The sequence below is a fragment of the Herbihabitans rhizosphaerae genome (assembly GCF_004216555.1).
In the GTDB taxonomy this organism is placed as follows: Bacteria; Actinomycetota; Actinomycetes; order Mycobacteriales; family Pseudonocardiaceae; genus Herbihabitans; species Herbihabitans rhizosphaerae.
In genome coordinates this window covers 25,964-38,558 of sequence record NZ_SGWQ01000008.1, presented here as the reverse complement: position 1 = coordinate 38,558, position 12,595 = coordinate 25,964, and the positions used below count along the sequence as shown (strand labels likewise).

Below are 12,595 nucleotides of genomic sequence, written 5' to 3'. Positions count from 1 at the left end.
TAACTGTCGCACCCACCGAACGAGTGAACGACCAGCCGGCCGGCCGCAGCATTCTCGAACACAACCCGTCGTAATCCTCGCAAAAGCCACGAATGCCCGCGGCCTGAGCTGGCGGCAACAAATCAAGGACGGTCGCGGTCCGAACAATGGACAGGCCAGGAGAGGTGTCAACGGGGATAGTTAGGGCGCGATCTCCACGAGTCGGTGGCGTCCGCAGCCGGCGCCGAAGGGAACTGTGGCCGGCGCGCACTGGCCATAGTGCCGCTGATCAGCGCCGTGATGGCCAGTCCGATGGCCAGGTTGATCAACGCGGTGGCCACCTTGGCCTCAAGTGCGACGCTCAGCGTCAGCGGCAACACGATCGCGATCAGCGTCACCAACGCCATGATCCAGCCAAAGAACTGACCGGGCGTTGGGGTCGCCACACACAGCAAATGCGCTAATCCGGTCGCACCGAGTGCGGCCGCGGCGGCGATGAGGGCATAGGTGAGAGTATTCGCATTGCCCCAGATCCCGCCGCCTTTCGGGGCAAGCACCTCTACGTCGAACAGTCCCCGGGCGATGAGCAGGCCCACCACCGCCACGAGTGCGGCGACCGCGGCGGTCGCCGCGCCACCGGCCCACAATTTCCTGTAGTCGAAAGCAGTCCGGTTCGCTGGACCTTGGTAGCTCATCGATCCGCTCCCTCCGCGCACTGTGCCGGTCGGCCTCATGCGGTTCACGCAGTCGGGTCAGGCATGGGTGGGCGACGGTGCCCCGGTTTTGACAAGTTGGGCGCTGCGACCGAAGAAGAACCATCCCAGGCATCCCAGGAACGAGAAGCCGATGATTACGACGAACCAGAGGAACTTTCCGCCTCCGGTCAACCTGTCATGGCACAGAATCGAGATCGCGGCGGCAATCCACAAAATGAGCTGGATCAGACCGAGGATCACCGCGATCACCACGATCACCGCGACACCGGCATCCGACCCGTCCGTCCCCTCCACGAGAAGCGCTGGCGCAGCGGTCAGCATGAACAAACCTCCTCTCAAGCAACGAACTGATCCCAACACTACGAGCGGTCCTCCCGCGACACATTTGGATGGAACCCAAACCACCCAGACGTGTCACTGCCCCTGAAAGGCGCACACCTCTGAGCGCAAGCAAGCCGAGTGCCGACATCGGCGATCCACCTGGCTCGGCTCGACTTGGCCGTCGCGGCCACAATGCGTCCATGAGCGCACGACACGACGCGGTGGCCGCCCTGGTTCGACTGGCGGACAGTCCCCACGTGCCGGATCGGGCGGACGCGGGCCGCGCGCTGTCCAGCTTCGCCGAGATGGCCGAAGCCCGTGAGCCGCTGCTGACTCTCGTCCTCGACGCGCACGACACCTTCGTCACCGAGGAGACGACGGAGGCGTTGCTGCGCCGGCACGACAAGGCTGGGCTGACCGTGGTCGCCGCCGCGATCGGCACCGCCGACGAGAACACCCTCGATCACCTTCACGACGCGGTCACCGCCGTGCTCTCGATCTACTCCCGCGACCGGGACGCCGCGCTCCGCGTCTGCCAGGAACTGCGCGACGACACCGACGAGCGAGTGCGCTCCGGCGCCGATCAGTTGATCGCCGACCTCACCGAGATCACTCCGGTACTCGTGCCAGCCGGCGAGTAACGCTACCCCTGCGCGGCCTTGATCTTGCGCCAGCCGCCGGCCCGGTTGTTCGCGATGATGTGCTTGAGAAGCCGAGTGAGCGCGGGCACGTTGATCGGCTCGCCCTCGTGATAGGAGATCATCCGGGCGGTCTTGTTCTGGTGCCCGGCCGTGATGATGCCCTCCGGGTCGGGAACGATGCCGCCGTCGTAGAGGAACACGTTCACGTGGTTCTTGGCGGCGAGCAGCGCGCAGACGTTGCCGTCCAGCACGAAGTACGGCTGGACCGTCCGCTTGATCGTCTCGACGACCTCGGGGTCGGCCGCGTGCACGATGTCGCGCACCTGATGGCAGATCTCCTGCTGCCAGTCCGGCAGCTTGTCGATGTAGTCGTCGACGCGTGGATCCTTCTCGTAACTCACGATGTCCTCCCCTGGGCTCGTCGTGTCGATCCCGTCGCGGCGCACTGCGTTCCTAGGCTACGAGCGCTTCCATCGTGGCTGGGAGGGACCCGAGTGTCTGAGGTGCGACGTAGTGTGCCAGCCATCAGGAAAGGAGGACGGATGACGCAGCTGGCTGACAAGGTGCGAAAGCTCTTTGATGACAAGAACTTCGCCGTACTGTCAACGCTCGAACCAGACGGCAAGACACATTCGACCGTTGTCTGGGTAAAGCGCGACGGAGACGAGCTCTTGTTCGCGCTGCCCAAGAGCCGCCGCAAGATCGCCAACATGAACCGCGATCCGCGGGTGACCGTGGCGATCTTCGACGCCGCCAACCCGTATGACAGCGTCCAGGTGCAGGGCACCGCGTCGGTCGAGGACGATCCGGACGGCATCCTGATCGATGAACTGTCGCACAAGTACACCGGCGGCCCGTATCCCGGCTTCGCCGGGCCGAACCCGCAATGGGTGATCGCGAGGATCAGGGCCGACAAAGTCTCCACGAGCTGGCCGGACTCATAAGTCGAGTCAGCCCTCCGCGGCGAGCTGGCCGCAGGCGGCGGCGATCTCCTGACCACGGGTGTCGCGCACGGTGCACGCCACGCCCTGCTCGTTCACCCGCCGCACGAACTCCCGCTCCACCGGCTTCGGCGACGCGTCCCACTTCGACCCCGGCGTCGGGTTCAACGGGATCACGTTCACGTGCGCCAGCGGCCCCAAATGCTTGCGCAGCAACTTGCCCAGCAGATCCGCCCGCCACGGATGATCATTGATGTCGCGGATCAGCGCGTACTCGATCGACACCCGCCGACCGGTCTTGTCCGCGTACCCGCGCGCGGCGTCCAGCACCTCGGACACCTTCCACCGCGTGTTCACCGGCACCAGCGTGTCCCGCAGCTCGTCGTCCGGCGTGTGCAGTGACACGGCCAGCCGCACCGACAAACCTTCCTCGGTGAGCTTGCGGATCGCCGGCACCAGACCCACCGTCGACACGGTCACCGACCGCTGCGAGATGCCGAGCCCGTACGGCTGGGGATCACAGATCCGGCGGACGGCGTCCACCACCCGCCGGTAGTTCGCCAGCGGCTCCCCCATGCCCATGAACACGATGTTGGACACCCTGCCGGGCTCACCCAGCTCGCCGTCTCGCATGGCCGCGGCGGCGGCACGCACCTGGTCGACGATCTCCGCCGTGGACAGGTTGCGCTGCAGCCCACCCTGACCGGTCGCGCAGAACGGGCACGCCATCCCGCACCCGGCCTGCGAGGACACGCACAGCGTCACGCGGTCCGGGTAGCGCATCAGCACGCTCTCCAGCAGCGTCCCGTCGTGCGCGCGCCACAGCGTCTTGCGCGTCGCGCCGTCGTCGCAGCCGAGATGCCGCACGGCCGTCAGCAGCGGCGGGAGCAGCTCGCCGGTCAGCCGCTCGCGCGCGTCGGCGGGGATGTCGGTCATCGCGTCCGGATCGGTGGTCAGCCGGGCGAAGTAGTGACGCGACAACTGGTTGGCACGAAAGGGTTTCTCGCCCAGCTCGGTGACCACGGAGCGACGCTCCTCGACCGAGAGGTCGGCAAGGTGACGCGGCGGCAGACCACGGCGCGGCGCGTCGAAAACCAGGGGAAGTGAAGTCATGACCGCGTCATTGTCCCACGGCGCGGCTGAACCCTGTGCCGACACTCACAGTTGCATCGCGATCGGTTCCGATATATCGTTGACATGTCGCTCGAGCAGACACCATGAACGACCACGACAGACACAGGAGAAGATTCATGCGACAGCGAATGCGAACGCACCGACGCCGTCACGACCACCAGTTCGACTTTCAGGAGGCACACATGGGCGGCCCGCCGTTCCCGCCAGGTCCGCCGTTTCCCCCCGAGGGGCCGTTCGGCGGACCGGGCTTCGGGCCCGGTTTCGGCCGGCGCGGCCGGGGCCACGGCCGGGGAAGGCGGCAGCGCGGCGATGTCCGGGCCGCGATCCTGGCCCTGCTGACCGAGCGCCCGATGCACGGCTACGAGATGATCCAGGAGATCGGCGAGCGCAGCGGCGGGTTCTGGAAGCCCAGCCCCGGCTCGGTCTACCCGACCCTGCAGATGCTGGCCGACGAGGGCCTGATCGTCACCGAGGAGGGCGCGGGCAGCAAGCGGCTGTTCCAGCTCACCGAGGACGGTCGGACCGAGGCCGCCAAGCAGGAAATCCCGCCGTGGGAGCAGATCACGGCCGACGTCGACCCGAACGAGGTCAACCTGCGTACGTCGATCGGCGCCCTGATGGGCGCGACGCACCAGGTCTCCTCGATCGGCTCGTCCGACCAGAAGGAGCGCGCGGTCGAGGTGCTCAACAACGCCCGCCGCGAGCTGTACACCATCCTCAGCGAGATCGAGCCCACCCAGTCCACGGAGGACTGATCATGTGGAGCGGGCTCGCATGAGCAACTCGGCGACGAGGTCACCGAACTCAGCGTCGGTGACCTCGTCCAGCTGTTCGCTCACCGACACCTCGATCACCGACGTGCCGGACAGTTCCGCCGGCTCGACGTACAGCGGCAGCGCGACCCGGCGCTCGGCGAGCAGAGCCTCGGACGTGGCGGCCACCGCGTCCGCCGGCGCCTCCAGGTACAGGTGCAGCATCGACGTCTGCGGCACGCCGGGCACCACCCGCACACCCTCGAGGTCGGCGACCGCGGCCGCGAGCTTGCGCGCCCGCTCGGCGAACTCCGCCATCCTCGGCATCACCTCGTCGAGCCCACGCTCGGCCAGCAGCGCGAACGGCCACGCCCGGGATACGTTGCCGCCCAGGCGATTCCGCCACACGGTGGCCCGCGCGATCAGGTCGTGGTCGCCCGCGAGAACCGCGCCGTAGCTGCCCATCAGCTCCTTGTCGAACGCCACGAACACGGTGTCGAACAGGCCCGCGATCTCGGCGTACGTGCGGTCGTAGAACGGCTGCGCGAGCCACAGCCGGGCTCCGTCCATGTGCGTCGCGACGCCCCGCTCGCGCGCCCACGAGGTCTGCGCGACGAGGTCGTCCCACGCGGGCAGGCGGCCACCGAGATCACGCTGCGGCAACTCAAGCAGCAGCGCGGCCAGCGGCTCGGCGACCTCGTCCAGATCGGACAGTTCGACCAGCGCCTGCCGCCGGCCGACCAGGACCGCGTTCAGCCCGTGCACCACCGAGTAACCCTTGTGCTCGTGCACTTCCAGGTGACAGTGGGGATGAAAGGCGACGGAGCGCACCCCTCGCCGGTCGGCGTGCAGCCGCAGCGCGACCTGCTGTGCCATCGTCCCGGTCGGGAACATCACCGCGGCGGTCTTGCCCAGCAGGCCGGCGATTCGCTCCTCGAGCCGCGACACCGCCTCCCACTCCCGGCCGCGCGCCTCCACCCGGCCGCGCAACACCTCGACGGCCAGATCGGGATCACGCTGGGGCGCGCCGGCGATCGACACGGCGCGGCGCCTCGGTCCGTCGGTCATGGAACCACCAATCCTGTCGGCTTGCGTCGCACGTGCACCCGGTAGCCGACCGGCAGGCTGAGCCCGACCGCCTCGGCGACGGCCCGCTCGGCGACCCGTTGGGAGAACTCGATCCGCAGCACCGCGGCGAGATCGTCGCGGCTGTCGAACCGCCACTCGGTCACGACCCTGCGGCACTGGAAACCCTTGAGGGCGAAGAACTTCTCCACCTCGGCCGGATCGTAGGACGGCAGATCGGCGCGCATCCAGTCGCCGTAGGGGCGATGGGCCGCGTCCAGGTCCACGATCACCAGCGCGCCGCCCGGCCGCAGCACCCGGTCGGCCTCGCGCAACCCCGGCTCGCACCCCGGCCCGAAGAAGTACGCCGTGCGCGCGTGCACCACGTCCGCGCTCGCGTCGGCCAGCGGCAGCCGCTGCGCGGACCCGTTGATCACCGAGGCGCCGGGCAGCTCGCCGATCCGCTGCTCGGCGCGGCGCACCAGCGGCTCGTACGGCTCGACACCGACGACCGTGCGCGCGGTCTCGGCGAATCGGGGCAGATGGAAACCGTCACCGCAGCCGACGTCCACCACGTCGCGGTCGCGCCAGTCGCACAGCTCCCCCAGCACCCGCCAGATCTCGTCGTGCACGTCCTGCGCCCGGTTCTCCACCGCGTACACCTCGGGCCAGTGCCAGAGGTTCGGGCTGGGCAGCACGTCGTCACGACCGTGCAGGCGTGCCCGCATCCGATGTGCGAGCTCGCTCACTCTTCCCACCAGGCAAGCAAACCACGGCCCGCAAACACATTTGCCCATCAGTGCGTCACACGATGGTGACCGGTCCCACTCGAAAGGGCTAACCTGCCGCGGTGAGCGTGACACCAGCGACCGAGCCCGCACCGCAGGGCACCCCGTGCTGGCTGGAGCTCGGCACGACCAACCTGCCGGCGTGCACCGATTTCTACGCCGGCCTGCTCGGCTGGGAGTACCAGCCGGACGACAGCGGCTATCTGACCGCGCACACCGACGGCGTGCCGGCGGCCGGGCTGTACGCGTTCCCCGACGGGCCGCCGCTGCCCACCACCTGGACGCTGTACCTGTCGGTCAACAACGTGGCGAACACCGCCCAGCGGGTGACCATGCTGGACGGCCAGGTCGCCGTCGAGCCGAGAGAGATCCCCGGTCAGGGGCGGCTCATGATCGCGGCCGACCCCACCGGCGCGCTGATCGGCTTCTGGGAGCCGGCGACCATGTGGCCGTTCGCGCAGGGCGGCGCCGGCGCGTTCGCCTGGGCCGACCTGCACACCACCGACGGCAAGCTGGCCGACGAGTTCTTCGTGTCGCTGTTCTCGTTCGACACCGAGCAGGTGGGCGACGGGATCGACTACGACTACACCATCTGGACGCTGGACGGCCCGTCGCTGCTCGGCCGGCTGCGAATGGGCGCGGAGTTCGAGCCCGGCACGCCGCCGCACTGGATGAACTACGTCGGAGTCTCCGCCGCGCTGGGCGTCGATCTCGCCGCCACGCGGGCGATCCAGCTCGGCGGGCGGCTGCACGCCGAGCCGTTCGACTCGCCGTACGGGCGGATCGCGGTGATCGAGGACGTCGCGGGTGGCGTGCTGTCCCTGGTGGACACCTCGCGCCGCACGCCGATCGCCGAGGAGGACATCGGCACCGCCGCGGTGGACGACCCGTACGACGACTAGGCCGAGAGTAGGTTTCGTCATTCGGCGGCCCGCAGCCGGCGATCTCCCTCCTCCGCGACGACGAGCCGAACAACGGGCATGCCCGGCTGCACATCCGGCCTACGCCTGCCGGCGCACGTCGTCGCGCAGTTTCGGCAGCAGGTGGTACAGCGTGTCCCCGGGACACGCGGTGGCGAAGAAGTCGCGGTGCCCGTAGATGCGGCCGGGCCGGATGTCGTACTGGCGGCACAGCCACGCGCACAGCCGCACCAGCTTGGCGTAGTGCTCGTCGCGCATCCGGGCGTCGGTGTAGGTGCCCTCGTTCTCGATGCCGATCTGCTCGTTCTGACCCGGGCAGTGCGCCCCGATCACCACCTTGTGCCCGTCCCGCGCGGCGCCGAGGCTGCCGCGCCGCCCGCACATGATGTGCCCGCCCCGGCTGACCGTGAAGTGCTGGCCGGTGTCGTCCCAGCCGTTGCCGAAGTGCGCCTGCTGGATGCCGCGTGCCAGTTCGTAGGCGTGCCGGCGGGAGTAGTCGTCGCTGTTGGGGGTGGCCGTGTGGTGGATGACGATCTTGTCCGGCCGCTGGCCGACCACCGACAGGTTCCCGCGCGGCGGCGCGGCGCCCCAGTCGTCGCAGCTGGCGATCTCCGGCGCGGCGACCGCGGACCCGGGCAGCCACAACGCGGTGCCCGCCGTGACCAGCGCTGCACCCGCTCCGCCCAGAACCACTCGTCTGGTGACCTTCTTCTCGAACATGACCCGCCTCCTCGTCCGGCGTGCTGGCGACGCGGACGCTACGGACGGCCGGACCGGGCGATAAGCCCGTTGTGCACACGGCGGCGGCATCGCTGCTCAGCCGGACAAGTCCGCTACGGTCCGGGCATGCGGACCATGACCTACCCGGACAAGCCAAAGCCCGGCGACCGGGTGGCCGTGCTGTCCCCGGCCGCCGGTCTCCCCGGGCTGTTCCCGGTGCCACACGACCTCGGGCTGCGCCGGCTCACCGGGGACTTCGGGCTCGTTCCGGTCGAGTACCCCACCACGCGGCGGTTGGGCAGCTCCCCCGCCGACCGCGCGGCCGACCTGCACGCGGCGTTCGCCGACCCGGACATCACGGCGGTGATCACCAGCATCGGCGGGGACGACCAGATCACCGTTCTGTCCCATGTGGACGATGAGCTGCTGCGCGCGAACCCCAAGCCGTTCTTCGGGTACAGCGACAACGTCAACCTGCTCACCCGCCTGTGGGAACTCGGAATCGTCGCCTACCACGGCGGCTCGATCATGACGCAGTTCGGCCGGGCGAGCCGGATCCATCCACTCACCGAGGAGTCACTGCGGGCCGCGCTGTTCACTCGCGGCACCTATCGGCTGTCGGCGCCCGACTCCTACGGCGACGAGGACGTGCCGTGGGACTCCGGCGCGATGTCCGTTGAGCCGCCGATGTTTCCCAGCACCGGCTGGGAGTGGCACAACGCCGACCGGATCGTCGAAGGTCCGTCCTGGGGCGGCTGCCTCGAGGTGATCGCCGGGCTGCTGATGGCGGACAAGGTGCTTCCGGTCGAGGAGTACGCCGGCTGCGTGCTGTTCCTGGAGACCTCGGAGGAGATGCCGTCCGCCGGCGATGTCCACCGGATCCTGCGCGGCATGGGCGAGCGCGGCCTGCTTGGCCAGTTCGCCGCAGTGCTGTTCGGCCGGCCGAAGGCGTGGTCGATCGACCGCCGCACCACACCGACGGAGAAGGCCGAATACCTTGCGGCACAACGGGAATCGGTGCGGCGTGCGTTCGCCGAGTACGCCCCCGACGCGGTACTCGTACTCGACGTGGACCTCGGCCACACCGATCCCCAGCTCGTGCTCCCGTACGGCGGGACCGTCCGGGTGGACGGCCCCGCCCGCACGATCACCGTGGAGTACTGACCTGTGGCCCCGCCGGCCCTTCGTCACGCGTGCTCGGCGCGCAGGACGGCGCCCGGTCGCGAAATCCGCCCGTCGCGAACGTGGTCACCGTTCTGCCGTCCTTGCCCAGGTACTGAGCCGCGCCGACCACGACGAACAGGCCCAGTGGAGTCGGGATCTCCGGGTGGTACGTGAACCCGTCAGAACTGACCGAAACCGGGATCGTAATGATCATGTCCGGCGGACCAGGGTGGACCCGCTGCCCCATGTCCCGGCAGTCCGGCCGCGCCGGCACGACCACCACCGGTACGCCCATCTCCCGGAGCTTCGCGTTGACCGGGTCGAGGGCCCCCAGCATCTCCCTGAGGGTGACGGTGACCGTCCCGTCCGGTGCGCGTTCCACGGCGTAGGCCGCCGGAGGCGAGCCGCCGAAGAAGCTCGGACCGACGATCACCCCGGCGCCGGCGACAGCCACTACCCCGGCGGCGACCGCGATCACCCTGCCGGTTCGCTTCTCCTTGCGTGGCAACGATTCCGGCAGGTGTGCCAGGTCGGCTCCGTGGTGCTCTGCCAGGTCTGCCCAGAGAGTGTCCTCGAACTTACTCATGCGCGTACGCCTCCTGTGTCGGTGTGACGGGGTTTTCCTTGGCAGCACGGCGAAGTCGCCCACGCGCACGACTCAGCCGGGTCCGCATGGCACCTGTCCGCAGACCGAGCAGCGCGGCCGCCTCGCGCGGCTCGAGCCCGGAGAGGTCGACCAGCTCGACCGCCTCTCTGTCCACATCGGACAGTTCAGCGAGGCCGGCGAGCAGCGCACGCCCAGGACGCTCCGCGTCGATTCGCTGGATCAGCTCGTCGAGTTGGTCGCCGTCCAGCTCACGCCGTCCACCGGCGCGTCTGGCCAGCTCGCTCCCCCGGTTCGCGGCCTCCAGATGCGCCGCGAACGAGCGCCGCGCGATACCGATGAGCCACGATTTCGCCGACCCCTTGGACGCGTCGAACGTCGCGAACGAGGTGATCGCGCGGACGAACGTGTCCGAGGTGAGGTCGGCGACCAGATGCGGATCGACGCACCGGCGCGCGAAGTACCGGGTCACGTCGGTGACGTGATCGCGGTAGATCCGCTCGAACGCCTCCAGCGCCGTGCGGTCAGGTGCCTGTTTTCGCTTCACACCAACACATTGCGGACTTCCCGCCGAACCGTCACACCGGCACGAACGCGGTCAGCAGCAGCCAGGACACCACGGCGGACGGCAGCAGCGAGTCCATCCGGTCCATCAGGCCGCCGTGGCCGGGCAGCAGGTTGCCCATGTCCTTGATGCCGAGATCGCGCTTGATCAGCGACTCGACCAGGTCGCCTACGGTCGCGGTGATCACCAGCGCGGCGCCGAACACCACACCGTGCCACGCCCGGCCGTCCAGCATGAGGCTGACCGTGAGGGCGCCGGCGACGCACCCGGCGAGCAACGAGCCGCCGAAGCCCTCCCAGGTCTTCTTCGGGCTGATCGCCGGCGCCATCTTGTGCTGTCCGAACAGGACACCGGCGGTGTATCCCCCGGTGTCCGACGCCACCACGGCGATCATGAAGCAGAACACCCGCGCCGCGCCGTCCTCGGGAATCACCAGCATCGCGGCGAACGCGGCGAACAGCGGCACATAGGCCGCGGTGAAGATCGAGACGGCGACGTCGCGCAGATAGCCGTCGGCGCCGCCGATCATCCTCCACATGAGACAGACGAGCACGGTGACCACGAACGCGGGCAGCACGCCGTCCACGCCGAACGGCCACGCCAGCCACACGATGGCTTGCCCGCCAACGAGAATCGGCCACAGCGTGACCTGAATGCCGGCCGCGCGGCGCACCGCGCCGACCAGTTCCACCGTGGACACCGCGACCGCCGCCGCCACAATCCCGACGAAGATGTGCCGCACGGTCAGCAGCGCCACGATGATGGCGCCGCCGAGCAGCAATCCCACGCCGATCGCCGCCGGCAGATTCCTGCCGGCGCGCGGCCGCTTGGGTTCCACGGCCTCCGGCTCGCCGTCGCTCACCCGCTGCTCCTTGTGGAGTTCGCCGGTCAACCCGACGGGACCGGACACCATGGCAGTACCTCAGACCTCGAGAAGCTCGGATTCCTTGTGCTTGACGAGCTCGTCGATCTGTCCGACGTACTTGTCCGTCAGGTGCTGCAGCTCCTTCTCCGCACGGCCGACCTCGTCCTCACCGGCCTCGCCGTCCTTGGCGATGCGGTGCAGCTCCTCGTTGGCCTTGCGGCGCACGTTGCGAATGGCGATCTTCGCGTCCTCGCCCTTGGACTTGGCCATCTTCACGAAGTCGCGCCGCCGTTCCTCGGAGAGCTGCGGGATCACGATGCGGATGATGGTGCCGTCGTTGCTCGGGTTCACCCCGAGGTCGGACTCGCGGATCGCCTTCTCGATGGCGTGAAGCTGGCCCTGGTCGTAAGGCTTGATCACCGCCATCCTCGCCTCGGGGATGTTGACACTGGCGACCTGGTTGAGCGGAGTCGGCTGCCCGTAGTAGTCGACGTGGATCTTCGAGAACATGGCCGGAGTCGCACGTCCGGTGCGGATCGCGGCCAGATCCTCCTTGGCCACGGTCACCGCTTTGTCCATCTTCTCCTCAGCGTCGAAGAGGGTTTCGTCGATCAAGGCTGCTCCTTGGGAGTACTGACCAATGTGCCGATCCTCTCACCACGCACCGCGCGCGCGATGTTGCCCTCGATGAGGAGGTTGAAAACGATGATCGGCATGTTGTTGTCCATGCACAGGCTGAAGGCCGTCGCGTCGGCGACCTTGAGGCCCTTCTGCAGCGCCTCACGGTGGGTGATGTGGGCGAACATCGTGGCGTCCGGGTCGGTCTTCGGGTCCGCGGTGAAGACGCCGTCGACCGCCTTGGCCATCAGCACCACCTCGGCGCCGATCTCCAGCGCGCGCTGGGCGGCCGTGGTGTCGGTGGAGAAGTACGGCATGCCGGCGCCGCCGCCGAAGATCACCACCCGGCCCTTGTCCAGGTGACGCATGGCGCGCCTCGGGATGTACGGCTCGGCGACCTGCCCCATGGTGATCGCGGTCTGCACGCGCGTGTCGATGCCGTGCTCGCGTTCCAGGAAGTCCTGCAGCGCCAGGCAGTTCATCACCGTGCCGAGCATGCCCATGTAGTCGGCGCGCGCCCGGTCCATGCCGCGCTGCTGCAGTTCCGCGCCGCGGAAGAAGTTGCCGCCGCCGATCACCACGGCGACCTGCGTGCCGTCGCGGACCACGGCGGCGATCTGTCTGGCGACCGTCTGGACGACGTCCGGGTCAACGCCGACACCGCCTCCGTCGAAGCCGCCGAACATCTCGCCGCCGAGCTTCAGGATCACGCGGTGATAGCCACCCTGGCGTACGTCTTCGGCCACCTGTCAGACCTCCTCGGTGTGGCTGTGCCCCGCTCTCGATCGCGCGAGAGCGGGGC

At 68.7% G+C, this 12,595-nt stretch carries 17 protein-coding genes; 5 read left to right on the top strand and 12 right to left on the bottom strand.

Annotated features, from left to right (window positions below; all coding sequences use genetic code 11):
- Positions 1-167 precede the first annotated feature (167 nt).
- Entirely contained in the window at positions 168-674 is a 507-nt protein-coding gene (locus tag EV193_RS22250) for a DUF6069 family protein (protein ID WP_242613573.1), read from the bottom strand.
- Between the two features lie 57 nt (positions 675-731).
- Positions 732-1,016, bottom strand: a complete 285-nt coding sequence (locus EV193_RS22245; protein ID WP_130346160.1) for a PLD nuclease N-terminal domain-containing protein — start codon at positions 1,014-1,016, stop codon at positions 732-734.
- 200 nt (positions 1,017-1,216) lie between these two features.
- Between EV193_RS22245 and EV193_RS22240 the strand changes: the two genes are divergently transcribed.
- Positions 1,217-1,657 carry a hypothetical protein gene (locus EV193_RS22240; protein ID WP_130346159.1) on the top strand — a complete coding sequence of 147 codons (441 nt, stop codon included), beginning with the start codon at positions 1,217-1,219 and terminating at the stop codon, positions 1,655-1,657.
- 2 nt (positions 1,658-1,659) lie between these two features.
- Here the strand turns inward: EV193_RS22240 and EV193_RS22235 are convergent, their stop codons facing one another.
- The gene (locus tag EV193_RS22235) at positions 1,660-2,058 is read right to left on the bottom strand and encodes a DUF1801 domain-containing protein (protein ID WP_130346158.1); all 399 of its coding nucleotides are present in this window, start codon (positions 2,056-2,058) and stop codon (positions 1,660-1,662) included.
- A gap of 141 nt (positions 2,059-2,199) precedes the next feature.
- Between EV193_RS22235 and EV193_RS22230 the strand changes: the two genes are divergently transcribed.
- Complete coding sequence (locus tag EV193_RS22230; RefSeq protein WP_130346157.1) at positions 2,200-2,601, top strand: PPOX class F420-dependent oxidoreductase; 402 nt, start codon at positions 2,200-2,202, stop codon at positions 2,599-2,601.
- A 6-nt stretch (positions 2,602-2,607) separates the two neighbouring features.
- On the opposite strand, the gene rlmN is transcribed toward EV193_RS22230, so the two are convergent.
- Entirely contained in the window at positions 2,608-3,711 is a 1,104-nt protein-coding gene (gene rlmN / locus EV193_RS22225) for a dual-specificity RNA methyltransferase RlmN (RefSeq protein ID WP_130346156.1), read from the bottom strand.
- Between the two features lie 203 nt (positions 3,712-3,914).
- Between rlmN and EV193_RS22220 the strand changes: the two genes are divergently transcribed.
- Positions 3,915-4,487: a PadR family transcriptional regulator gene (locus EV193_RS22220; protein ID WP_207222752.1), complete on the top strand. Its 573-nt coding sequence runs from the start codon at positions 3,915-3,917 to the stop codon at positions 4,485-4,487.
- On the opposite strand, the gene EV193_RS22215 is transcribed toward EV193_RS22220, so the two are convergent.
- Positions 4,488-5,552, bottom strand: coding sequence for a threonine aldolase family protein (locus EV193_RS22215; protein ID WP_130346154.1), 1,065 nt, complete (start codon positions 5,550-5,552; stop codon positions 4,488-4,490).
- On the bottom strand, positions 5,549-6,277 hold the full coding sequence (locus tag EV193_RS22210) for a class I SAM-dependent methyltransferase (RefSeq protein ID WP_207222764.1): 729 nt from the start codon (positions 6,275-6,277) through the stop codon (positions 5,549-5,551). Before EV193_RS22210 ends, EV193_RS22215 begins: the two co-directional genes overlap by 4 nt.
- Before the next feature lie 122 nt (positions 6,278-6,399).
- Here EV193_RS22210 and EV193_RS22205 point away from each other — a divergent pair, with 122 nt between their 5' ends.
- Positions 6,400-7,239, top strand: a complete 840-nt coding sequence (locus tag EV193_RS22205; protein ID WP_130346152.1) for a VOC family protein — start codon at positions 6,400-6,402, stop codon at positions 7,237-7,239.
- 99 nt (positions 7,240-7,338) lie between these two features.
- On the opposite strand, the gene EV193_RS22200 is transcribed toward EV193_RS22205, so the two are convergent.
- Positions 7,339-7,977, bottom strand: coding sequence for a peptidoglycan recognition protein family protein (locus EV193_RS22200; RefSeq protein ID WP_130346151.1), 639 nt, complete (start codon positions 7,975-7,977; stop codon positions 7,339-7,341).
- A 126-nt stretch (positions 7,978-8,103) separates the two neighbouring features.
- Between EV193_RS22200 and EV193_RS22195 the strand changes: the two genes are divergently transcribed.
- Entirely contained in the window at positions 8,104-9,141 is a 1,038-nt protein-coding gene (locus EV193_RS22195) for a S66 family peptidase (protein WP_130346150.1), read from the top strand.
- On the opposite strand, the gene EV193_RS22190 is transcribed toward EV193_RS22195, so the two are convergent.
- Genes EV193_RS22190 through pyrH form a run of 5 tightly spaced genes read right to left on the bottom strand, consistent with a single transcriptional unit; the run spans position 9,125 to position 12,539 of the window.
- Positions 9,125-9,727 carry a hypothetical protein gene (locus EV193_RS22190; RefSeq protein ID WP_130346149.1) on the bottom strand — a complete coding sequence of 201 codons (603 nt, stop codon included), beginning with the start codon at positions 9,725-9,727 and terminating at the stop codon, positions 9,125-9,127. The genes EV193_RS22195 and EV193_RS22190 overlap by 17 nt on opposite strands.
- Complete coding sequence (locus tag EV193_RS22185) at positions 9,720-10,292, bottom strand: RNA polymerase sigma factor (protein ID WP_130346148.1); 573 nt, start codon at positions 10,290-10,292, stop codon at positions 9,720-9,722. The genes EV193_RS22190 and EV193_RS22185 overlap by 8 nt, the downstream gene beginning before the upstream one ends.
- A 31-nt stretch (positions 10,293-10,323) precedes the next feature.
- Entirely contained in the window at positions 10,324-11,223 is a 900-nt protein-coding gene (locus tag EV193_RS22180; protein ID WP_130346147.1) for a phosphatidate cytidylyltransferase, read from the bottom strand.
- 9 nt (positions 11,224-11,232) lie between these two features.
- Positions 11,233-11,790 carry a ribosome recycling factor gene (frr, locus tag EV193_RS22175; protein WP_130346146.1) on the bottom strand — a complete coding sequence of 186 codons (558 nt, stop codon included), beginning with the start codon at positions 11,788-11,790 and terminating at the stop codon, positions 11,233-11,235.
- Positions 11,787-12,539, bottom strand: coding sequence for a UMP kinase (gene pyrH / locus EV193_RS22170; protein ID WP_130346145.1), 753 nt, complete (start codon positions 12,537-12,539; stop codon positions 11,787-11,789). The genes frr and pyrH overlap by 4 nt, the downstream gene beginning before the upstream one ends.
- Between the last annotated feature and the right edge of the window lie 56 nt (positions 12,540-12,595).